Source organism: Geobacillus zalihae NBRC 101842 (assembly GCF_001544135.1).
Taxonomy (GTDB): domain Bacteria; phylum Bacillota; class Bacilli; order Bacillales; family Anoxybacillaceae; genus Geobacillus; species Geobacillus zalihae.
The window spans coordinates 16,676-37,272 of sequence record NZ_BCPV01000019.1 but is presented as its reverse complement, the minus strand read 5'-3'; the positions used below and the strand labels follow the sequence as shown (position 1 = coordinate 37,272).

25 protein-coding genes are annotated in these 20,597 nt (G+C 54.7%); 19 read left to right on the top strand and 6 right to left on the bottom strand.

What is annotated here, in order from left to right:
• Positions 1-22 precede the first annotated feature (22 nt).
• Positions 23-1,420 carry a Fe-S cluster assembly protein SufB gene (gene sufB, locus GZ1_RS07485; protein WP_011232461.1) on the top strand — a complete coding sequence of 466 codons (1,398 nt, stop codon included), beginning with the start codon at positions 23-25 and terminating at the stop codon, positions 1,418-1,420.
• A gap of 259 nt (positions 1,421-1,679) precedes the next feature.
• On the opposite strand, the gene GZ1_RS07480 is transcribed toward sufB, so the two are convergent.
• Entirely contained in the window at positions 1,680-2,312 is a 633-nt protein-coding gene (locus GZ1_RS07480; RefSeq protein WP_011232456.1) for a LysE family translocator, read from the bottom strand.
• Between the two features lie 185 nt (positions 2,313-2,497).
• Here GZ1_RS07480 and GZ1_RS07475 point away from each other — a divergent pair, with 185 nt between their 5' ends.
• From GZ1_RS07475 to GZ1_RS07425, 11 genes are all read left to right on the top strand, one after another.
• Positions 2,498-3,346 (top strand): DUF72 domain-containing protein, encoded by an 849-nt coding sequence (locus tag GZ1_RS07475; protein WP_060788237.1) that lies wholly within the window; start codon positions 2,498-2,500, stop codon positions 3,344-3,346.
• Between the two features lie 18 nt (positions 3,347-3,364).
• Positions 3,365-4,252 carry a sulfite exporter TauE/SafE family protein gene (locus GZ1_RS07470; protein ID WP_060788236.1) on the top strand — a complete coding sequence of 296 codons (888 nt, stop codon included), beginning with the start codon at positions 3,365-3,367 and terminating at the stop codon, positions 4,250-4,252.
• 20 nt (positions 4,253-4,272) lie between these two features.
• Positions 4,273-5,655, top strand: coding sequence for a bifunctional metallophosphatase/5'-nucleotidase (locus tag GZ1_RS07465; protein ID WP_060788249.1), 1,383 nt, complete (start codon positions 4,273-4,275; stop codon positions 5,653-5,655).
• Between the two features lie 61 nt (positions 5,656-5,716).
• Positions 5,717-6,019 carry a YunC family protein gene (locus GZ1_RS07460; RefSeq protein ID WP_011232452.1) on the top strand — a complete coding sequence of 101 codons (303 nt, stop codon included), beginning with the start codon at positions 5,717-5,719 and terminating at the stop codon, positions 6,017-6,019.
• Positions 6,020-6,072: 53 nt separating this feature from the next.
• A complete protein-coding gene (gene yunB, locus GZ1_RS07455) occupies positions 6,073-6,819 on the top strand; it encodes a sporulation protein YunB (protein ID WP_060788235.1) in 747 nt (248 codons plus the stop codon).
• A gap of 633 nt (positions 6,820-7,452) precedes the next feature.
• Positions 7,453-8,649, top strand: a complete 1,197-nt coding sequence (locus tag GZ1_RS07450; RefSeq protein WP_060788248.1) for an ABC transporter substrate-binding protein — start codon at positions 7,453-7,455, stop codon at positions 8,647-8,649.
• 105 nt (positions 8,650-8,754) lie between these two features.
• Positions 8,755-9,633: a branched-chain amino acid ABC transporter permease gene (locus GZ1_RS07445; RefSeq protein ID WP_060788234.1), complete on the top strand. Its 879-nt coding sequence runs from the start codon at positions 8,755-8,757 to the stop codon at positions 9,631-9,633.
• A 16-nt stretch (positions 9,634-9,649) separates the two neighbouring features.
• Positions 9,650-10,624 (top strand): branched-chain amino acid ABC transporter permease, encoded by a 975-nt coding sequence (locus GZ1_RS07440; protein ID WP_020753764.1) that lies wholly within the window; start codon positions 9,650-9,652, stop codon positions 10,622-10,624.
• Complete coding sequence (locus GZ1_RS07435) at positions 10,599-11,378, top strand: ABC transporter ATP-binding protein (protein ID WP_011232447.1); 780 nt, start codon at positions 10,599-10,601, stop codon at positions 11,376-11,378. The genes GZ1_RS07440 and GZ1_RS07435 overlap by 26 nt, the downstream gene beginning before the upstream one ends.
• Before the next feature lie 2 nt (positions 11,379-11,380).
• The gene (locus tag GZ1_RS07430) at positions 11,381-12,088 is read left to right on the top strand and encodes an ABC transporter ATP-binding protein (RefSeq protein WP_011232446.1); all 708 of its coding nucleotides are present in this window, start codon (positions 11,381-11,383) and stop codon (positions 12,086-12,088) included.
• A 78-nt stretch (positions 12,089-12,166) separates the two neighbouring features.
• The gene (locus GZ1_RS07425; RefSeq protein ID WP_223810851.1) at positions 12,167-12,340 is read left to right on the top strand and encodes a hypothetical protein; all 174 of its coding nucleotides are present in this window, start codon (positions 12,167-12,169) and stop codon (positions 12,338-12,340) included.
• On the opposite strand, the gene GZ1_RS07420 is transcribed toward GZ1_RS07425, so the two are convergent.
• On the bottom strand, positions 12,337-13,326 hold the full coding sequence (locus tag GZ1_RS07420; RefSeq protein WP_020753760.1) for a M23 family metallopeptidase: 990 nt from the start codon (positions 13,324-13,326) through the stop codon (positions 12,337-12,339). The two genes, GZ1_RS07425 and GZ1_RS07420, sit on opposite strands and share 4 nt — an antisense overlap.
• 166 nt (positions 13,327-13,492) lie before the next feature.
• On the opposite strand from GZ1_RS07420, the gene lipA reads away from it, so the two are divergent.
• Entirely contained in the window at positions 13,493-14,389 is an 897-nt protein-coding gene (gene lipA / locus GZ1_RS07415) for a lipoyl synthase (RefSeq protein ID WP_015375731.1), read from the top strand.
• Between the two features lie 118 nt (positions 14,390-14,507).
• Here the strand turns inward: lipA and GZ1_RS07410 are convergent, their stop codons facing one another.
• Positions 14,508-15,194 (bottom strand): YhcN/YlaJ family sporulation lipoprotein, encoded by a 687-nt coding sequence (locus tag GZ1_RS07410; RefSeq protein ID WP_033004697.1) that lies wholly within the window; start codon positions 15,192-15,194, stop codon positions 14,508-14,510.
• Positions 15,195-15,306: 112 nt separating this feature from the next.
• Here GZ1_RS07410 and GZ1_RS07405 point away from each other — a divergent pair, with 112 nt between their 5' ends.
• Entirely contained in the window at positions 15,307-15,582 is a 276-nt protein-coding gene (locus GZ1_RS07405) for a YutD family protein (protein WP_013144326.1), read from the top strand.
• Positions 15,583-15,620: 38 nt separating this feature from the next.
• Here the strand turns inward: GZ1_RS07405 and GZ1_RS07400 are convergent, their stop codons facing one another.
• Both GZ1_RS07400 and GZ1_RS07395 read right to left on the bottom strand, forming a co-directional pair.
• Entirely contained in the window at positions 15,621-15,905 is a 285-nt protein-coding gene (locus GZ1_RS07400) for a hypothetical protein (protein ID WP_013144327.1), read from the bottom strand.
• A gap of 58 nt (positions 15,906-15,963) precedes the next feature.
• A complete protein-coding gene (locus tag GZ1_RS07395) occupies positions 15,964-16,236 on the bottom strand; it encodes a DUF3055 domain-containing protein (RefSeq protein WP_011232440.1) in 273 nt (90 codons plus the stop codon).
• A gap of 98 nt (positions 16,237-16,334) precedes the next feature.
• On the opposite strand from GZ1_RS07395, the gene hepT reads away from it, so the two are divergent.
• Entirely contained in the window at positions 16,335-16,772 is a 438-nt protein-coding gene (gene hepT / locus GZ1_RS07390) for a type VII toxin-antitoxin system HepT family RNase toxin (protein ID WP_020753753.1), read from the top strand.
• 24 nt (positions 16,773-16,796) lie between these two features.
• Complete coding sequence (gene nucF, locus GZ1_RS07385) at positions 16,797-17,567, top strand: 5' nucleotidase NucF (RefSeq protein ID WP_020753752.1); 771 nt, start codon at positions 16,797-16,799, stop codon at positions 17,565-17,567.
• A gap of 83 nt (positions 17,568-17,650) precedes the next feature.
• Here nucF and GZ1_RS07380 read toward each other — a convergent pair whose 3' ends face one another.
• Positions 17,651-18,148 carry a phosphatidylglycerophosphatase A family protein gene (locus GZ1_RS07380; RefSeq protein ID WP_011232437.1) on the bottom strand — a complete coding sequence of 166 codons (498 nt, stop codon included), beginning with the start codon at positions 18,146-18,148 and terminating at the stop codon, positions 17,651-17,653.
• Between the two features lie 174 nt (positions 18,149-18,322).
• Between GZ1_RS07380 and GZ1_RS19245 the strand changes: the two genes are divergently transcribed.
• From GZ1_RS19245 to GZ1_RS07370, 3 genes are all read left to right on the top strand, one after another.
• A complete protein-coding gene (locus GZ1_RS19245; protein WP_020753748.1) occupies positions 18,323-18,463 on the top strand; it encodes a hypothetical protein in 141 nt (46 codons plus the stop codon).
• Positions 18,444-19,445, top strand: coding sequence for a spore coat putative kinase YutH (gene yutH / locus GZ1_RS07375; protein ID WP_020753747.1), 1,002 nt, complete (start codon positions 18,444-18,446; stop codon positions 19,443-19,445). Before GZ1_RS19245 ends, yutH begins: the two co-directional genes overlap by 20 nt.
• A gap of 144 nt (positions 19,446-19,589) precedes the next feature.
• The gene (locus GZ1_RS07370; protein ID WP_060788233.1) at positions 19,590-20,564 is read left to right on the top strand and encodes a 2-hydroxyacid dehydrogenase; all 975 of its coding nucleotides are present in this window, start codon (positions 19,590-19,592) and stop codon (positions 20,562-20,564) included.
• Positions 20,565-20,597 lie beyond the last annotated feature (33 nt).

The window sequence follows — 20,597 nt, the reverse complement described above, 5'->3', positions numbered from 1 at the left end:
GTCTAAAGGAAGGTGAACCGAGATGGCGAAAAAAGCACCGGAAATCGGTGAATACAAGTACGGCTTCGTCGACAAGGACGTCTCCGTCTTCCGCGCCCAGCGCGGCTTGACGCGTGAAGTCGTCGAAGAAATTTCGCGGATGAAAAACGAACCGCAATGGATGCTCGAGTTCCGCTTAAAAGCGCTCGACATCTTCTACAGCAAACCGATGCCGCAATGGGGCGGCGACTTGTCAAGCCTCGATTTCGATGAAATTACGTACTACGTCAAACCGACGGAAAAATCGGGCCGTTCGTGGGATGAGGTGCCGGCGGAGATCAAAGCGACGTTCGATAAATTAGGGATTCCAGAGGCGGAACAAAAATATTTGGCCGGCGTCTCGGCGCAATACGAATCGGAAGTCGTCTACCACAACATGAAAGAAGATCTCGAAAAACTCGGCGTCATCTTTAAAGACACCGACTCGGCGCTGAAGGAAAACGAAGACTTGTTCCGCGAGTATTTCGCCAAAGTCGTGCCGCCGACGGACAACAAATTTGCGGCGCTCAACTCGGCCGTCTGGTCGGGCGGTTCGTTCATCTACGTCCCGAAAGGCGTCAAAGTCGATACGCCGCTTCAGGCGTACTTCCGCATCAACTCGGAAAACATGGGGCAGTTTGAACGGACGCTCATCATCGTCGACGAAGGGGCGCACGTCCATTACGTCGAAGGCTGTACAGCGCCGATTTACACGACGAACTCGCTTCATAGCGCGGTTGTGGAAATCATCGTCAAAAAAGGCGCCTACTGCCGCTACACGACGATCCAAAACTGGGCGAACAACGTCTTCAACTTGGTGACGAAGCGCGCCGTCTGCGAAGAAAACGCGACGATGGAATGGATCGACGGCAACATCGGCTCGAAGCTGACGATGAAATACCCGGCCGTCATCTTAAAAGGCGAAGGGGCGCGCGGCTTGACGCTGTCGATCGCCATCGCCGGCAAAGGGCAGCATCAAGACGCCGGGGCGAAAATGATCCATTTGGCCCCGAATACGTCATCGACGATCGTCTCGAAGTCGATCTCCAAACAAGGCGGCAAGGTGACGTATCGCGGCATGGTCCATTTCGGCCGCAAAGCGTCCGGCTCGCGCTCGAACATCGAATGCGATACGCTCATTCTCGACAATCAGTCGACATCCGATACCATTCCGTACAACGAAATTTTAAACGACAACGTGTCGCTCGAACACGAAGCAAAAGTGTCGAAAGTGTCGGAAGAGCAGCTGTTCTACTTGATGAGCCGCGGCATTTCCGAGCAGGAAGCGACGGAAATGATCGTCATGGGCTTCATCGAGCCGTTTACAAGGGAGCTGCCGATGGAATACGCGGTCGAGATGAACCGCTTGATCAAATTCGAGATGGAAGGAAGCATTGGGTAAGCTTGATGAATCAAGGGTGGAGCGCTCCAGCGTGGGCGCTTGACCCACAAAACGCCCACATGATCAACGCAGGACAAAACAAGGGAGCGGCCGCCGTCCCTTATTCTTTCCGGTGATCTCCGGAAGCGTCAAGGCCGCTCCGCAGGCCATTTCCTCCCTCATGGGAGCATGTTTTTAGGGGAGCGCTCTTTTTGGGCGCTCCCCTGTCTTTCATTTCACATGCCAGGCGGCTCTGTTCAGCCGCGCCCGGTCTTCCTGTTTAGCTCTGGACTTTTTCAAGCGCCAATTTGATGCCGAACCCGATCATCACCGTGCCCGTGATGCCTTCGATCCATTTCTTCGTTTTCGGCCGCTTCATGAAATCGCTGATATAATGGATGAAGGAAATGTAAAACAAAAACCATATCGCGGTCATCGCCGTATAAGCCGCCCCCATCAGGAGAAACGGAACAAAGGAGTGCGAGCCCGGTGCTACGAATTGCGGCAAAAAGGTTAAGAAAAAGGCCGCCACTTTCGGATTTAAGAAATCGGTCAGAAACCCTTGCTTGAAGCAGGCGGTATGTTCTCCTCCTCCTCTGATGTCCGTTTCCACACTGGGGGCTTCGCCTTTTTTCATGACCCCATATAATGCCTTAACGCCTAAATACGTTAAGTACACAGCACCCACATACTTCAGGATCGAAAACAGCAAGGCCGATTGCATAATGACGGCGGAAAGCCCGAGCGACGCCGCGGCGGTGTGGAGAAACAAGGCGCAGCAAACCCCTAGTGCGGTTTTCAAGCCGCCGATCTTCCCGGCGGAAATCGTGTTTTTGGTCACCACCGCCGTGTCGGGGCCGGGCAGCACAATCAAAAATATCGATAAGAGAAGAAACGGGTACAGATGAATCATCGGAAGCCCCCCATTATCAGAATGTTCCGATGGTTACCATTGTATCGCAACGGTTCCTCGGTTGTAAATCTGGACGTTCTGAACCGCCGCTGCTCTTTGATGGGACGGCGGTCATTTTTATTTCCTGGAGGTGGCACATATGATATAGTGAAGATAGCTGGAAATCGAACGAATTGGTGATTGATATGATTTACATCGGACTGACCGGCTGGGGGGATCATGACAGCTTGTACCCGCCAGGTCTTGCGGCAAAAGACAAGCTGCTGGAATACGCGGCTCATTTTCCGACAGTCGAGGTCGATTCGTACTTTTACGCTATTCAGCCGCGTTCGAACGTGGAAAAGTGGATTCGCGAGACGCCACCGTCGTTTCAGTTTATTGTGAAGGCGTACCAAGGGATGACTGGGCATGAGCGCGGCCCGATTCCGTATGAAAGCAAGGAAGCGATGTTTGCCGCGTTTTTGGACTCGATCGCGCCGTTTCAGGAAGCGGGGAAGCTGGCGATGGTGCTGTTTCAGTTTCCGCCGTGGTTTGACTGCCGGCGCGAGCATGTGGAGTACTTGCGCTGGGTGAAAGCGCGGATGGGGGAGGTGCCGGCGGCGCTCGAATTTCGGCACCAATCATGGTTTTCGCCGCGCTTTTATGAAAAAACGCTTCGCTTTATGGAAGAGGAAGGGTGGATTCACGCGATTTGCGACGAGCCGCAGGCGGGGGAAGGGTCGGTGCCGACCGTTTTGCATCCGACCGACCGGGAAAAGACGCTCATCCGCCTGCACGGACGGAATGTCCACGGCTGGAACAAGGCGACGGCCGGCGAGAACTGGCGGGCGGTCCGCTACTTGTATCGATACAACGAGCGCGAGCTGCGCGAGTGGGCGCGCCATATCGAGACATTAAAGCAAAAAACGAAACAAATTTACGTGCTGTTTAACAACAACTCCGGCGGCGACGCCGCTGACAACGCCAAACAATTGATCGATTTGCTTGGCATTGAGTACACGGGCCTGGCGCCGCGGCAGCTTGGTTTGTTTTGAAGCGGGGGGAGAGACAAAATGGCGTATATGTTGCTTTTTTTGATCGGCTTTATCGCGGGGACGGTGGGCAGCTTGGCCGGCCTTGGCGGCGGGGTGATCATCGTGCCGGCGCTTCTGTTTTTCGGCGCGCTCGGCTGGCTGTCGGCGGTGACGCCGCAGGTCGCGGTCGGCACGTCGCTTGTCGTCATTATTTTCAATGGCTTATCGTCCACACTGTCGTATATGAAAGACAAAATGGTCGACTATCAAAGCGGCTTGCTCTTTTGTCTTGGCAGCGTTCCCGGGGCGGTCATCGGCGCTTGGGTGAACAATACGCTGAGCGCCGCTCATTTTTCGTTGTATTTTGGGCTGTTTTTAATCGCCATGTCGCTCTTTTTGTCGCTCAGTCAAAAGAAAACGAAGCGTTCGGCTGACGAGACGGCGGCGGCGAAAGAAAACGGGGCCGGACGAACGGAGGCCGAACAGGCGCGGCCGGCGCCTTGGTGGAAACGGCGTGTTGTGCGAACGTACACGGACCGAAACGGTGAGGTGTTCACATACGGCTATCAGCCGCTCATGGCGGTCGCCATCGCGTTTGTCGTCGGCTTTTTCGGCGGGCTGTTTGGCATTGGCGGCGGCTCGCTCATGGTGCCGGCGATGATCGTGCTGTTTCGCTTTCCGCCCCATGTGGCGGTCGCCACGTCGATGTTGATGATTTTTTTGTCCTCGCTCGTCGGCTCTCTCACCCATGTCGCGATGGGAAACGTGCAATGGTCGTTTGCCCTTGCCCTCATTCCTGGGGTGTGGATCGGGGCGAAAACCGGAGCGTGGATCAATAAGCGGATGCCAAGCCGGACGCTTGTCGTCGTGCTGCGGCTAGTGCTTGTGCTGCTCGGGGCCCGGCTTGTATGGGGAAGTTTGGCGTAATGGAAGGAGGGGCGCGCGTTTTGAAGCAAACTATTTATATTTACCATACGAACGACGTGCACAGCCATTTTGAACATTGGCCGCAAATCGCCCGCTTTTTGTCAGAACGGAGAAGGGAGCATCGCGCGCGCAACGAGGCGATGCTTTTGTTTGATGTCGGCGATTTTCTCGATCGCGTGCACCCGATTACCGAGGCGACGCGGGGGAAGGCGAATGTGGACTTGTTGAACGATCTTGGCTATGATGCGGTGACGATCGGCAACAACGAAGGGATCACCCTTGATCATGATGAACTGGATACGTTGTACGAACAGGCTCGGTTTCCGGTCGTGGTCGCCAATTTGTTTCGCCGCGATGGCGTGCGGCCGCATTGGGCGTTGCCGTATGTCGTCATCCCGGCGACGGAGACGTTTCGCATTGGGGTGGTTGGCGCCACCGCTCCGTTTTCTCACTTTTACGAGCTGCTCGGCTGGAAGATCGTTCCGCCGTTTGACATGTTGGCAACGGCGGTGGAGGAAGTGAGGCAAAAGGCCGATTGCGTCGTTGTGCTGTCCCATCTTGGGGTGAATGAGGATGAAAAAATTGCTGCGACGATCCCAGGCGTGGACATTATTTTAGGCGCTCACACCCACCATGTGTTTCTAGAAGGAAAAACATTGAATCAAACACTGCTTTGCGCGGCGGGGAAATACGGAAAATATGTTGGGATGGTCAAGCTGGAGATTGACCAAAACCGGCTGTCCAGGGCATCCGCGACGGTCGTGGATGTCGAACCATTGCCCCGCTCCGAGGCGGTCGAGCGCCATCTTGTTTGTCTTGAGCAGGAAAGTTTGGCGCGGCTTGAAGCGGAACAAGTCGCCGTGCTCCATGATGACTTGCCGCTTGACTGGTTCGCCCCGTCGCCGCTCGCGAATTTGCTTGCTTCCGCTTTGCGTGAGTGGTGCCAAGCGGACATCGGCATGGTCAACGCCGGCGTGCTGCTTGCGCCGCTTGCGAGAGGACCGGTGACGAAAAAAGATTTGCATCGCATTTGCCCACATCCGCTCAACCCGTGCAAGGTGAAGCTGCGCGGCGCGGAGCTCAAAGAGATTATCCTTGAGGCCAACACGGAACGGATGAAGCATTGGCAGTTTAAAGGGTTTGGCTTCCGCGGCGAAGTGATGGGGGAAATGGTGTACGACGGCGTGGACATCGAGGCCGGGCTCGAGGAGGACGGCCAATGGCATATCCGCCGCATTATGATCAACGGCGAGCCGCTCAATCCCGAGCGCACGTATGAGGTGGCGACGACCGATATGTTTGCGATCGGCCACTTTTATCCGCAAATTCAGCGGGCGGCGGAAAAAACGTATTACATGCCGGAGTTTTTGCGCGATCTTCTCGCTTGGAAATTGGCCCAATAGGCAGGCACTTCTTTTTCCATGCTTCATACATTGGAGTATGGAAAGGAGAGTGACTGCGGCGATGGTCGAAGTGAAGCCGATCATCATTGACGGACATCCGTTTATTGCTGTGTCCGTCCAGCTGCCGAAAACGAATTTGTTGGCGGTGGCGGGTGAAAAAGGGTACATTATGTGCGGAGCGCTCGATGTGGCGCTGTTGAATGAGAAATTGCGTGATCGCGGCATTATCGCCGGGCGGGCGGTCGGGGTGCGTACGATTGAACAGCTGCTTGAGGCGCCGCTGGAATCGGTGACAGTCGCCGCTTTGGAGCTCGGCATTGAAGAGGGAATGAAAGGAAGAGAGGCGCTGTTGAAAATGCGGTGAAAAAATCCCTCCTTGCAAGCATACATATAGCTTGTAAAGGAGGGATTTTCATTTTGTTGCGCCCCCGATTCGTGCGGAAGGGGCCGCTCCCGTTCCGCTATGTGTTTTTATTGACGTTCGTTTTTTTTATGTTCTCGACGGCGGTAAGCCTTTGGATTGTCAATAAAGGCATTAAGCCGGTGCTCATGGAGATTGCGGAAACGGAAACGAAGCGGATTGCCAACTTGGTGATCAATAACGCCATTGAGCAGCAGTTTCAAAAAGACAACCCTGAATTTCGGCAGCTGGTCACGGTTCAAAAGGACGAAAGCGGCAAAATTGTGTCGGTCGATTTTGACACCGCGGTGATCAATCGCATCTTATCGGAGACGGATGATCATGTGATGGAAAGCTTAAAGGCGGCGACAGAAGGACGGCTTGAACGGATGGTCCTTCCCGAAGTCGAGTCCGGAACTGGAAACAGCCGCGGCATCATTTATTACATTCCGCTTGGAAAAATCACGGATAATGTCCTCTTGGCCAACCTCGGCCCGCGCATTCCGGTGCAGTTTCAGATCGTTGGCAATGTCGACTCGGAAGTGACGAAAGAAATTCGAGCGTATGATATTAACAGTTTTTTTATTGAAATTGATATTCATGTATCGGTCGACATCCAAGTCGTCATTCCTTTTGCCTCGAAAATTTCCAATGTGACAACAGATATTCCAGTTGTGATGCGCTTTATTCCGGGAGAAGTGCCGCAATTTTACAACAAAAACGGCGGTCAAGTCGGCCCGTCCATCCAGCTTCCGAAGCGGTAGTGGGAAAGGCTGTCAATGCGCGCCTCTAAAAGGCCGGCGACTGTCATCTTCCTAAATCGATCGTTCTCGTTCGACTGTCGAAGGCAAGCCAAGGCGTGACGGAGGATCGAACAACCGCCTGCTTCACAGACCCATATATGGGTCTTTAAGCGGCGTTGTTCGGTCACCCGACAGTCGACCAAATACTCGGTAAAAGCTGCAAATGGTAAAGCTTCAAATTGCATCTATATAGTTCCGTTAGGTTGACGGATGCCCGCGTCAGCCGTTGGGAATGGTTTTGACAGAAACATGGAAACGTTATGCAAAAAAAGTGTTCTTCCCGGCGAAGGGGCTTTGGCTGTTTCTCTGGCGTTTGTCAAGAGGAAACAGCTTTTTTTGTTTTTCAAATAGAAAATAACTAGACGAGTTGGTTCGAATTTTGTAATATTATATTAAATTGAAAATAGTTTTATTATTTACATAGCAGTTTGAAAGGGGGAATGAACGGCCGGCATCGGAAGGCATGCATCAGTTTGCGGCGCCATCCGGCGCGGCGGACGAGCGCACAAGGCAGACGGGCTCTGTCGATATAGTATGCAGAGAAAGGTGTGCGCTCTGGTGACAGAACATTTTGAACAATGGGGGGAACAAGAAATGAAGAAAAAAAGAGCAGCAGGTGTCTTTTTCTCATTGATGCTGACGGCAGGTCTTTTGGCCGGCTGCGGCGGCAACCAGCAAGGCGGCAGTTCTTCAGGCGGAAACGGCGGCGGAGGCGGGGGCGGCGATGTGATTAAAATCGGCGCCAACCTTGAGCTCTCCGGCGGGGTCGCTTCGTATGGACAGTCGATCGCCGAAGGAGTAGAGCTGGCGTTTGAGGAAATCAACAAAGAAGGAATCAACGGCAAAAAGTTGGAGCTTGTCAAAGTAGACAACAAATCGGAAGCGGCCGAAGCGACAAACGGCGCCATCAAGCTGATCAGTCAAGATAAAGTCGCTGCCATTATCGGGTCGGCGACGAGCACGAACACGCTCGCTCAAGTGCAAATTGCCAATGACAATAAAGTTCCGATTATTACACCGTCTGGGACGAGCGAAACGGTGACCGTCAAAGATGGCAAAGTGAACGAGTTCGTCTTCCGGACGTGCTTTATCGACCCGTTCCAGGGAACGGTGGCGGCCAAATTTGCGCTGAACGACTTGAAAGTAAAAAAGGCGGCTGTTTTGATCGACAGCGCGAGCGATTACTCGAAAGGGCTGGCGGCGTCATTTAAAGAAACATTTACAGCCGGCGGCGGCCAAATTGTTGCCGAAGAAGCGTATGTGGCGAAAGACACCGACTTCCGCGCCACGCTGACGAGCATTAAATCGGCCAATCCGGAATTTTTATTCTTGCCGGGCTACTATGAAGAAGTCGGTTTGATCGTCAAACAAGCGCGCGAGCTTGGGTTGAACGTCCCGATCATGGGCGGCGACGGCTGGGATTCGCCGAAGCTGGTCGAGATCGCGGGCAAAGACGCGTTGAACAACACGTATATTACGAACCATTATTCGTCGGGCGACCCGGATCCGAAAATTCAAGAGTTTGTGAAAGCCTTTAAAGCGAAATACAATAAAGCGCCGGATGCGTTCAACGCGCTTGGCTATGATACAGCCTACTTCCTGGCCGATGCCATTAAGCGGGCCGGCAGCGCCGATCCGGTGAAAATTAAAGACGCGCTGGCGCAAACGAAAGATTTGCAGCTTGTCACGGGAACATTTACGGTCGATCAAAACCACAATCCTGTCAAATCGGCCATTATTTTGGAATACAAAGACGGGCAGCAGCAATTTAAAACAAAAGTGAATCCGTAATAAAAGGCTGGATGGATGCGTGGACAGGGGAGGCCCCTAAGGGGCGCCCTCCCATCCGGCATTTCTTTTGGCCAACGACGAGTTTTCGTTAAGGAGCGTGCAATCATGGAACTCATTCAACAGCTGGTCAACGGCATTTCGCTAGGCAGCATTTATGCGCTCATCGCGCTTGGCTATACGATGGTGTATGGCATCGTCCGGCTCATTAACTTCGCCCATGGCGACGTCTTTATGATTGGTTCATTCGTCGGTTTTTACGCTGTGACGATGCTCGGCGTCGGTTTTTTCCCAGCGCTGTTGTTGGCGATGGCCGCCTGCGCCGTGCTCGGGGTAGTCATTGAGCGGATTGCGTACAAGCCGCTGCGCAACGCGACGCGCATTGCTGTGCTCATTACAGCGATCGGCGTATCGCTCTTGATTGAGTACGTCACGATTTATTTGCGCGGGGCGCAGCCGGAAGCGTATCCGAGCACGTTGCTGTCAGATCGGAACTTGGAGCTGTTTGGCGTTGTCATCAGCAGCCAGTCGCTGTTCATCCTCGGCACGTCCCTCGTTTTGATGGTCCTTCTTCAGTTCATCGTTCACCGGACAAAAATCGGGAAAGCGATGCGCGCCGTCTCTCATGATGCGGAAGCGGCCCGGTTAATGGGGATTAATGTCGACAATACGATTTCGGCCACGTTCGCCATCGGTTCGGCGCTTGCGGGGGCGGCAGGCGTTATTTTCGGCATTTATTATACAAAAATCGAGCCATTGATGGGCATTCTTCCCGGATTAAAAGCGTTTGTCGCCGCCGTGTTGGGCGGAATCGGCATCATTCCGGGAGCGATGGTCGGGGGGCTTTTGCTTGGCGTCATCGAATCGCTCGTCAGCGGGCTCGGCTACTCGCTTTGGCGCGACGGAGTGGCGTTTGTCATTTTAATTCTCATCCTCATTTTCCGGCCGGCCGGATTGTTTGGCAAGAACGTACGAGAAAAAGTGTAAAGGATGGTAGGGAACAATGGCAACTTGGAAGCGGACGCGTGGATTTTGGGTTTCCGTCATACTGGCCTTCTCCTTTTTCGTTGTTGTCGAGTGGCTGATTGCAAGCGGAACGTTAAACATCTTTTATGTGAATACCCTCTTTTTTATGGCGATTAATGTCATTTTGGCCGTCAGCCTGCATTTAATTATCGGGATCACCGGACAATTTTCCATTGGCCATGCCGGTTTTTTCGCCGTTGGCGCCTATGCCTCCGCGATTATGACGATGAAGCTGCAGCTGCCGTTTGCGGCCGGCGTTTTGGCTGCCGGGGTGGCGGCGGCGCTCGCCGGCCTCATCATCGGCGTGCCGAGCTTGCGTTTAAAAGGCGATTATTTGGCGATCGCCACGCTCGGCTTTGGCGAAATTGTCCGCATCGCGCTCTTGAACATCGATTACGTCGGCGGGGCGAGCGGCATGACGGTGACGCATATGACGACATGGCCGTGGGTGTTCGCCTGCCTGTTTGCCACCATTTTGGTGATCGCCAACTTCACGAACTCGACGCACGGACGGGCGTGCATCTCGATCCGCGAAGATGAAATCGCCGCCGATGCCATGGGGATCAACACGACGTATTACAAAGTGGCGGCGTTTGTGATCGGTTCGTTTTTCGCCGGCATCGCCGGAGCGCTGTATGCGCACCACTTTTACATCATTCAGCCATCGAACTTTGGCTTCCTGAAATCGTTCGACATTTTGATTTTCGTCGTCCTCGGTGGGCTCGGCAGCCTATCCGGCGCGGTGGTGGCCGCGGTGTTGCTGACGATCGTTTCGACGTTCTTGCAAAACTATCCGGAAACGCGGATGATCATTTACAGCATCGTCTTGATTTTGGTGATGCTGTACCGTCCAACCGGGTTGATGGGGACGAAAGAACTATCTTCGCTCTTCAAATGGCGGAAGGCAGCGCAGGGAGGAATGAATCATGGCGGCAAAAACACCGTTGCTTAAAGCAGAAAACGTCGGCATCCAGTTTGGCGGGCTGAAGGCGCTCTCCGGTGTGACGATGGAGCTATATCAAGGGGAGCTTGTCGGGCTCATCGGCCCGAACGGCGCGGGGAAAACGACGCTGTTTAACTTGTTGACGGGCGTGTATGTGCCGACTGACGGGCGGATTATGCTTGACGGCGAGACGTTGAACGGACTGCCGCCGTATAAAATTACGCGCAAAGGGATCAGCCGGACGTTTCAAAACATTCGCCTGTTCGGCGAGCTGTCGGTGCTCGACAATGTGAAAGTCGCCTACCATGCGCATGCCCGCCATTCGATCGCGAGCTCCATTCTCCGCCTCCCGTCCCATTTCCGCGGGGAAAAGGAAATGGAAGAAAAGGCGATCGAGTTTTTGAACATTTTTCAGCTTGACGGCGTCATGCACGAGAAAGCGAAAAACTTGCCGTACGGCCAGCAGCGCCGGCTTGAGATCGCCCGGGCGCTGGCGGCGCAGCCAAAAGTGCTTTTGCTTGACGAGCCGGCCGCCGGCATGAACCCGCAAGAAACGAAAGAATTGATGAAGTTGATTGCGTTCATTCGCGAACGGTTTGCGTTGACGATTTTGTTGATTGAGCATGACATGTCGCTTGTGATGGGCATATGCGAGCGCATTTACGTGTTGGATCACGGCCAGCTGATCGCCGAAGGCACGCCGGAACAAGTGCGCAGCAACCCGAAAGTGATCGAGGCTTACCTTGGCGAGGAGGTGTCGTGACCATGTTGAAAGTGGATGGAATCGATGTGTTTTACGGCAACATTCATGCCTTAAAAGGCGTATCGCTTGAGGTGAACAAAGGCGAGATCGTCACGCTGATCGGCGCAAACGGCGCCGGCAAAACGACGCTTCTGAAAACCATTTCCGGGCTGCTTAGGCCGAAAAACGGCGACATCGTGTATGAGGGAGCCTCGATCGCCGGCAAGGCGGCGCAGACGATCGTCAAGCAAGGCATTTCCCACGTGCCGGAAGGGCGGCGCGTGTTCGCCAATATGACGGTCGAGGAAAACTTGGAGCTCGGCGCGTTTTTGCGCAAAGACAAAGAAGGCATTCAACAAGACTTTGCCAAAGTCTTTCAGCTGTTCCCGCGCCTTGAGGAGCGGCGCAAGCAGCTGGCCGGCACGCTTTCGGGCGGCGAGCAGCAAATGCTCGCCATCGGCCGCGCGCTCATGGCGCGCCCGAAGCTGCTCTTGCTTGACGAACCGTCGATGGGGCTCGCGCCGCTTTTGGTCAAAACGATTTTCCGCATCATTCAGGAAATCAACGAGTCGGGGACGACGATTTTGCTTGTCGAACAAAACGCCCATATGGCGCTCTCCATCGCCCATCGCGCCTATGTCCTTGAATCGGGGCGCGTCGTCTTGTCGGGAACGGCGAGCGAGCTGCAGGCGAGCGAGCAGGTGAAGCAGGCGTATTTGGGCGGGCATTGAGAAGCGATAGGCGGAAGAACGTCAGCGGAAAGCCGTTTCGGACGGTTGTGCCGCCGTGGAAAAAAGGCTGATTCCAACTTGGAGATCAGCCTTTTTCCGTCATTGCCGTTTCGGCCGGCGAACGCCGGCTGGGATGGACGGACGGGAAACATCGGCGTCCGGGACGTCTCTGCTCTTGAAAAAACATGCCGCTTATTTGGGCGGCTGGCGTTGGCGGAGAGACCCCCGTCGCGCCAGCCCCCGCGCGGCTAGCGGCGCCGTTGTTGCCGCTCGGCCCGCTCCCATGCTTTTAGGTGCGGGTACGGGTCAAACGCCCATTCGGTATAGCCGTTGTCTTTGTACATGCCGTAGTGAAGATGGGGCGGAAATTTCCCCGCCGTGCCGGGCGGACCGTAGCCAGAGCTGCCGACTGAACCGATGATCGTCCCCGGCTCGACGATTTGCCCCTCGCGAAGATCGGCGGCGAAGCCGTTCAAATGGGCAAAGTAATGGTACGTGTTGTTGATGTCGCGGATGCCGATGCGCCAGCCGCCGTATTTGTTCCACCCTTTCAGCTCGACGATGCCATAGCACGTCGAGCGCACCGGAACGCCGTAGCCGGCGAAAATGTCGGTTCCTTCATGAATGCGCCGCCCGCCCCAGCCGCGCGCATCCCCCCATGTATCGCGGTAGCTGTAATTGGCCCCTAGCGGAAGCGGAAACACGTGGTTGTCCAATTTCAACGTCTGATACTTTTTATAAATTCTCGCCTTTCCTAAAATCAAGTCGACGGTTTTGGCGCGTTGGTAATAGTTCCAAAGCGCGATTTTGATATGGCGGTGATCGATGCCGTACGTCTGCAAATAGCGGGCCATGGCCATGATCACATCGTCATCGTCATCCGCCCGCGCATAGCCGTCGCCGTCTCCGTCCACGCCGAGGCCTCCAAACTGGGAGATGGTGAACGGGTCTGTATCATGCGGGTTTTTGTTCAGCGGCCCGGCCCATATTTCCGGCTTCATATAAATGCCGAGAACGCCGGTCGGTTTGGGCAAGTCGCGGCGCACTTGCCGGACGTTTCGCTCATACTGGTCAATGGCCGCAAAGTAATACCACGGGATCAAGGAAACGGCCTCGGCCTTTTTGTACAGCTCCATTCGCTTTTCATACACCGCTTCTTCCTGTTCCGCCGCCGAAGCCGCGCCGGCGGCGATCCACAGCATCGCTGCCGCCGATATGGCGGCAAGCCATCGATGCACGCGTATTCCCCCTTTCCGCCCGTTTCATATGTTTAGTTTGGGGAGAAACGGGAATTTCATAAATGTTAAAAGGAGGAAAATCGTCTGATGGACGATTTTTTTGTGTTTTCCTGCGCTTTTCATTATAATGAGAAATGAACAATCATCGACAAGTGGAGTGAGAACGATGGCGACGAAAGAAGAACACGTCCGCAAGCCGGACTGGTTGAAAATCAAGTTGAACACGAACGAGAATTATATCGGTTTAAAGAAGCTGATGCGGGAAAACCGTTTACATACCGTTTGCGAGGAAGCGAAGTGCCCAAACATTCACGAATGCTGGGCCGTACGGCGGACGGCGACGTTTATGATTTTAGGCAGCGTCTGCACGCGCGCCTGCCGCTTTTGCGCCGTCAAAACCGGGCTGCCGACCGAGCTCGATTGGCAGGAGCCGGAACGCGTCGCGGAATCGGTGCGCATCATGAACTTGAAACACGTCGTCGTCACCGCCGTCGCCCGCGATGACCTAAAAGACGGCGGGGCGGCGGTATTCGCCGAAACAGTGCGCGCCATCCGCCGGAAAAACCCGTTTACGACGATCGAGGTGCTGCCGTCGGATATGGGCGGGGTGTATGAAAACTTGAAAATTTTGATGGATGCCCGCCCTGACATTTTAAACCATAACATCGAAACGGTGCGCCGCTTGACTCCAAGGGTGCGCGCCCGCGCGACGTACGAACGTTCGCTTGAGTTTTTGCGGCGCGCGAAAGAATTGCAGCCGGACATTCCGACGAAATCGAGCATCATGGTCGGCCTTGGGGAAACGAAAGAGGAAATCATGGAAGCGATGGATGACTTGCGCGCCAACCATGTCGACATTTTGACGATCGGCCAGTATTTGCAGCCGACGAAAAAACATTTGAAGGTCGTAAAATATTACCATCCGGATGAGTTTCAAGAGCTGAAAGAAATCGCGTTGAGCAAAGGGTTCAGCCATTGTGAAGCGGGGCCGCTCGTCCGCTCGTCGTACCATGCCGATGAGCAGGTGAGCGAGGCGGCGAAAGCGCGGCAGTTGAAAGCGTAACATCCAACGAACGGCGCGAAAGCAAGCGTTGTTTCAGCGGCTGAAAGCATCATCCCGGCCGGATGAACGCGAAGAAACGGTCATGCCTTTCATCAAGAAGGCAGACCGTTTCTTTTCCCTAGCGCCCCGCTTTCGTCGCCCGCGGCGTGCCGTCGCGGAAATCGCGGTCTAATTCATCGTTTGTTTCGTTGATCATTTCGCCGTTTTCATTTTCCCCGTCGCTCAGTTTTTTCCCTTGCGGATATTTCAACATCCGCTGAATCGTCGCATCGAGAATTTGGTCGATGTTGCGCGTGTTCGAATCAAGGCGCCCGAAGCGCTCAATGTCCTTCATCAGCTGCGGATTGTCGGCGACATACACATGGTAGTAGCGTGGAACGACGGAAAGCGCTGTTTTTTTCACTTGATCGGCCGTTTGCTGCCGATTGTTCGTGTCCGCGTCATACACGACGAGCACTTCCTCATCCGTGACGAGCGTGGCGACGTCTTTGACGCCCGGTAGCTGGGTGCACAATTTGCTGATTAAATCAGCCGCTTTCTCGCGGTTGAAGGACGGCATGTCGTTATAGCCGTTTGCATCGCCGAGGATCGGGCTTTTTTGATGGCGGACGTAGCCGAAGTTGTTCATCGGCGTGTCATCGCCGTTGGGCACCCCGTTTTCATTGTACAGCTCGTTGCGGTCGGTGACATTGATCGTGTTGCCGCTCCGCTTGTAAATATCGGTGTTGTCGTCCTCGGCCGTCTGTGCGCAGCCGGCTAGGGCGACGGCCGTTCCGAACATAACGGCCAACCATGGTCGTCTCATCGTCAGCACCCCCTTCGCTTTTAGGGTGGCACACGGATGATGGTTTGATGACAGTAATTGATTGGGGGCGATGCATCGTTTATGATGGAAGTGGAAAGGCGAGGTGAGAACAGTGATTTGCATTAACAATCATTGTTACGAACTGGTGGAAAATGTGAAAAACGCCTTTAATGAAGAAGCCTTTCGCGCCCGATATGCGGACATTTTGGCGAAGTACGACTACATTGTCGGGGATTGGGGATACAACCAGCTCCGGTTGCGCGGGTTTTTTGACGACCATAACCAAAAAGCGACGTACGATACGAAAATCAGCACGCTGTCCGAATATTTGTATGAATATTGCAACTTCGGCTGCGCGTATTTTGTGCTGCGCAAGGTGAAACGGTAAGCACGGCAGCCGCCCGCTTGCCGCGAGCGGCTGCCTCGTCATTCGCCTTCGTTGTACGGAAACTGTTCGCTTTGATGCGGATCGTCGTGCGGCGGGTGGGCGGCTGGGTCGCGCCTTGGAATGTTTTGGTGGAACGATTTAAACTCGTAGTTGAAGGCGCTGTAATGCCGCTGGCCTTCCTTCCAAGGCGTGCTTTTGTTTTCGACCGGCGCGTCGTCGCGGCGCGGCGAGCCGTACGGCCCTTCTGGGAACTCTTCAGCGGTCAAGAAATTGCGCTGTTTCTCGACGACGGAAAAATCGGCGTATGTTTCCCGTTCCGCCATTCGTCTCACCTTCCTTCGTTCGTGGGCTGTTTCATAAGATGCCCGAAACCGAGGAAGGTTATGAGAGATACTCCTCCAAAAAGGCGCGCAAATCGTTGGCATCTTGTTCATGAAGCTGGTAAGCGTGCTCGATATAGCCTGGCTCCTCCAAATCGTCGCGCCCGAGAATGGCAAAGCGGTTGCTTTGCAAATCGAGCACGAGCCACTTCCCGTAAAAACGATCCGTTTCGATGAGCGCCAAATCAAACCGCTGCCGCTCGCCGACAAAACTGACGAAGCGGACGGCCGCTTCGACGGTGTCGTCGTATAAATAAAACCGTTCGCCCATCATTTGAGCCCCTCCTGTTTTTTCGTCTATGTCCATCATAGCAGACAGGCGGCGAAAACGGGAGACAGAAAATCGCACAAAGGAACGAGGAGGGATGACGGATGTATTTTGTCGATCGCAAAAAACTGGAAGAAACACTCAGCTACATGGAACAAATGCTGGACCGTTACAAGGCCGAGAAGCGATGGGACGAGCCGCTTCGGCAATTGGCGCTCGAACGGATCGCTCATATCGTCATCGAGGCGGTGTTGGACGTCGGCAACGCCATGATCGATGGGTTTATTATGCGCGACCCAGGCAGCTACAACGACATCATCGACATTTTGGCTGACGAACAGGTGATCTCGCCGGCGGATGCCGACCGATTGAAAGCGTTCATCGCCCATCGGAAAATGCTTGTGCACGAATATGCGTGCGTCGATCACGCGAAATTGCTCGCCGATCTGAACGAACATTTGCCGGCGCTTGAGGCGTATCCGAAGGCGGTGCGCGCTTACCTTGAAAACGAGCTCGGCCCGGTGTCGGCGTTTCGCAATTGATGGCGGGAAAGGAGAGCGGATGCATTGAAACGATACAACGGCTACCTCATCGATTTGGACGGGACGATGTACCGCGGCACCGAATGCATCACTGAGGCGCGTACGTTTGTCAACGAGCTGCACCGCCGCGGCATTCCGTATTTGTTTGTCACGAACAATTCGTCGCGCACACCGGCGCAAGTGGCGGAAAAATTGCGTTCGTTCGGCGTGCCGGCGGAGGAGAAGCATGTGTTTACGACAAGCCAGGCGACGGCGAATTACATTTTTGAAAAGAAACCGGATGCTTCCGTGTATGTGATCGGTGAAGAAGGGCTCCAAACCGCCTTGGCGGACAAAGGATTCCGTTTGGCCGGCGAAGATGCGGATGTCGTCGTCATCGGGATTGACCGGCAAATTACATACGAAAAGTTCGCTGTCGCTTGTCTCGCTGTCCGAAATGGAGCGATGTTCATCTCAACCAACGGCGACATCGCTTTGCCGACGGAGCGGGGGCTGCTTCCGGGCAACGGGGCGCTGACGTCGGTCGTCGCCGTATCGACGCAGGTGAAGCCGACATTTATCGGCAAGCCGGAAAAAATCATTATGGAGCAGGCGCTCAAAGTGCTCGGCGTCCCGAAGGAGGACGTGCTGATGATCGGCGACTATTATGAAACCGACATTTTAGCCGGCATGAACGCTGGCATCGATACGCTTTTAGTCCATACGGGCGTTACGACAAAAGAAATGCTCGCCCGCTACGAACGGATGCCGACGTATACGGCCGATTCGCTTTTGGAATGGCTTGACCGCTTGTAAACAACGCCGCTTTGCCTTTTTTGGCAAAGCGGCGTTTCATGTTGCTCGGCGCGGATGGAGGGCGCGCATGGGCGGCGCCGGCGTTACTCCGCATTGGCGGCCCGATGCGCCAGGCGGCTTGACGCCGCCGCGGCGATGGCCCCGACAATGTCGTCCAAAAACGTGTTGCATTTTCCGGTCGATTTATCATTTAAATATTGCAAAATGCCCGGTTTTTGCTTATCGATATATCCGTAGTTCGTAAACCCGATCGATCCGTACACATTGACGATTGACAGCGCCAAAATTTCGTCGACGCCATACAGCCCTTCATCGCGGCGGATGATCGACTGCAGCGGTTCATCGAGCCGACCGTCTTCGGCGAGTTTATCCAATTGGATGCCGGTTAGAATCGCATTTTGCACTTCGCGTTTCGAAATGACGCGGTTGACGTTTTCGATGCACTCCTCCATCGTTAAATCGGGATGATATTTTGATTGCAAGTAATAAACGAGCTCCGCAATTTTTTCCACGGTCACCCCCCGTTCCTCAAGCCAGCGCCGAGCCGTTTGTTCCAGATTGTTCATAATGAATTCGCTCATGAACTTCACCTGTTTCTTTTAGAAAGTCGTTTTCTATATATATGTATCATGTCATAAATCAGTCCGTCATATAAAGAAAAATGCTCATCGGCTTTTTTGGCGCCCGCTGTCATATATAAAAAGTATCCCTCTTTTTCCGCGGCCATGCGCTGGCTGATCAGCATAGGCGCGTGAATGGGGCCGTTTCATGCTGGAGCGGAGGCGGAATCGGCTCATCGATGGGGCGGCGATGAGATGAAGGTGTGGAACGAGCGGAATGACTGGTTTCGGCAAAAAGGAAAAAGGAGGCGCGGCGATGGAAGAATGGGTGCGTGAACAGTATGGCATGCGCGTCGAGAGGTTGGAGCGAAGCGGACGGCATGCGGCCTTTTGGCATCGGCAGGAGCGTTTTTTGCTCGTTCCCGCCGATGGGCAAAGCGAAGCGGAAATGGAAGAGCGCCAGCAAATGAGCCGCTATTTGCGGGCAAAAGGAGTGGACGGCGTCGGAGAACTGGTCAAAACGACGTCCGGAACGTATATCGCTTCCTATAATGGACAGCCGTTGGCGCTCGTTCGCGCTCCGCTTCCGGCGGCTCGCTTTCGTTCGCTCGGAAGGGAATTGGCGGTGATGCATGAATGCGGGAGAACATGTCCATGGCCGATCGTCGCCTGCCGGCGCATCGGCCAATGGCGGGAGCTGTGGGCGAAGCGGATCGATCAAATGGAGGCGTTTTGGTCGAGCAAGCTCGCTTCCGGGCCGTCGTCGCTGTTTGATCGTCTGTTTATCGAATCGTTCCCGTATTATTTAGGCTTGGCGGAAAACGCGGTGCAATACGTGGCGGACACGGAGATTGACGAAGAACCAGGGCGCATCGATTACGCGGCATTTTGCCATGAGCGTCTCCCCGAGGCGAAGTGGGTTGGGGGGGGAGAAGCGAAGCTGCCGACCGACTGGGTGTATGACCATTGCGCCCGCGATTTGGCGGAATGGGTGCGCCATTTGTACGAAAAGAGCGGACTTGGCTGTCAGCGGGCGGTGCGGCAGTTTTTTCAAGAGTATGAACATGCGGCGCCGCTGTCGCCGTTTGCGTGGCGGCTTGTTTACGCCAGGTTGTTGTTTCCGCTTTCCTATTTTGAATGTGTCGAGGCATATTATATCGCTGTGGATGAGAGCGAACGGACAAGGCGGGAGGGGGAGTTGCGGCGCTTGCTCGATCGATCGCACGAGTACGAGCGGTTTTTGGCTTCGTTTGCCAAGATCGCCGGCATCTCGAACCGCATCCGCCTGCCGGCGGTCGAGTGGCTGCCGCCGGCGTAACGCAGGGAAGACAGCCTCCCGCTTTTTTTGGCCCAAACGAAAAAACGACCGCTTCCCTGCCGTTACACCCTAAGGACAACTTCCCGTTTTTTTTCGGCCAAAGTTGTGATAAGATTTAGAAAAAACGATGCAGGAGGCTGCACCATGACGAAGCCGTATGTATTCATTACGCGAAAATTGCCCGAGGACGTGGTCGCGCCGCTTTTGGCCATCGCTGAAGTAGAGATGTGGCCCCATGAAGATATGGCCGTGCCGCGCGATGTGCTCGTTAAAAAGGCGAAACGGGCGACGGCCATCTTGCCGATGGTGTCTGATCCGATCGATGAAGACGTCTTGTCCGCCGGTTCGGTGCTCCGAGTCGTCGCCAATATGGGCGTCGGCTATGACAACATTGACGTGCCGGCGGCAACAAAGCGCGGCATTCTCGTTTGCAATACACCCGATGTATTGACCGATACGACGGCCGATTTGACGTTTGCGCTTTTATTGGCCACCGCCCGCCGCCTCGTGGAAGCGGCTGAATTTTTGAAGGAAGGAAAATGGAAAAGCTGGAGCCCGTTTTTGCTTGCGGGCGCCGATGTCCATCATAAAACGATTGGCATCGTCGGCATGGGCAACATCGGGCAGGCCGTGGCGAAACGGGCGAAGGGGTTTGACATGAACGTGCTGTATCACAACCGCTCCCGCCGTCCGGAGGCGGAAGAGAAGCTGGGCGCCGTCTACCGCCCGTTTGCCGACTTGCTGGCGGAGAGCGATTTTGTCGTCTGCTTGACGCCGCTCACCTCCGAGACGCGCCATTTGTTCAACCGCGAGGCGTTCCGGCAAATGAAGAAGTCCGCGATTTTCATTAACGCGGCGCGCGGAGCGGTCGTCGATGAACAGGCGCTGTATGAGGCGCTAGTCGTCGGGGAGATCGCCGCGGCGGGATTGGATGTGTTTGAACACGAGCCGGTCGCGGCCGATCATCCGCTCGTTTCGCTTCCGAACGTCGTCGCCTTGCCGCATATCGGCAGCGCCACGTACGAAACGCGGCGCGCCATGATGACGTTGGCGCGCGACAACATCATCGCCGTGCTCGAAGGACGGCCGCCGTTGACGCCGGTAAACCGGATCTCGTAAAAATTTTCATTGCCAAATGGCCGATCGTCTTTT

Coding starts and splice junctions, on each gene's coding strand:
- sufB (WP_011232461.1), top strand. CDS start 23: ATGGCGAAAAAAGCACCGGAAATCGGTGAATACAAGTACGGCTTCGTC.
- GZ1_RS07480 (WP_011232456.1), bottom strand. CDS start 2,312: ATGATTCATCTGTACCCGTTTCTTCTCTTATCGATATTTTTGATTGTG.
- GZ1_RS07475 (WP_060788237.1), top strand. CDS start 2,498: ATGATTTACATCGGACTGACCGGCTGGGGGGATCATGACAGCTTGTAC.
- GZ1_RS07470 (WP_060788236.1), top strand. CDS start 3,365: ATGGCGTATATGTTGCTTTTTTTGATCGGCTTTATCGCGGGGACGGTG.
- GZ1_RS07460 (WP_011232452.1), top strand. CDS start 5,717: ATGGTCGAAGTGAAGCCGATCATCATTGACGGACATCCGTTTATTGCT.
- GZ1_RS07450 (WP_060788248.1), top strand. CDS start 7,453: ATGAAGAAAAAAAGAGCAGCAGGTGTCTTTTTCTCATTGATGCTGACG.
- GZ1_RS07445 (WP_060788234.1), top strand. CDS start 8,755: ATGGAACTCATTCAACAGCTGGTCAACGGCATTTCGCTAGGCAGCATT.
- GZ1_RS07440 (WP_020753764.1), top strand. CDS start 9,650: ATGGCAACTTGGAAGCGGACGCGTGGATTTTGGGTTTCCGTCATACTG.
- GZ1_RS07435 (WP_011232447.1), top strand. CDS start 10,599: ATGGCGGCAAAAACACCGTTGCTTAAAGCAGAAAACGTCGGCATCCAG.
- GZ1_RS07430 (WP_011232446.1), top strand. CDS start 11,381: ATGTTGAAAGTGGATGGAATCGATGTGTTTTACGGCAACATTCATGCC.
- lipA (WP_015375731.1), top strand. CDS start 13,493: ATGGCGACGAAAGAAGAACACGTCCGCAAGCCGGACTGGTTGAAAATC.
- GZ1_RS07410 (WP_033004697.1), bottom strand. CDS start 15,194: ATGAGACGACCATGGTTGGCCGTTATGTTCGGAACGGCCGTCGCCCTA.
- GZ1_RS07400 (WP_013144327.1), bottom strand. CDS start 15,905: ATGGCGGAACGGGAAACATACGCCGATTTTTCCGTCGTCGAGAAACAG.
- GZ1_RS07395 (WP_011232440.1), bottom strand. CDS start 16,236: ATGATGGGCGAACGGTTTTATTTATACGACGACACCGTCGAAGCGGCC.
- hepT (WP_020753753.1), top strand. CDS start 16,335: ATGTATTTTGTCGATCGCAAAAAACTGGAAGAAACACTCAGCTACATG.
- GZ1_RS07380 (WP_011232437.1), bottom strand. CDS start 18,148: ATGAGCGAATTCATTATGAACAATCTGGAACAAACGGCTCGGCGCTGG.
- GZ1_RS19245 (WP_020753748.1), top strand. CDS start 18,323: ATGGGGCCGTTTCATGCTGGAGCGGAGGCGGAATCGGCTCATCGATGG.
- yutH (WP_020753747.1), top strand. CDS start 18,444: ATGGAAGAATGGGTGCGTGAACAGTATGGCATGCGCGTCGAGAGGTTG.
- GZ1_RS07370 (WP_060788233.1), top strand. CDS start 19,590: ATGACGAAGCCGTATGTATTCATTACGCGAAAATTGCCCGAGGACGTG.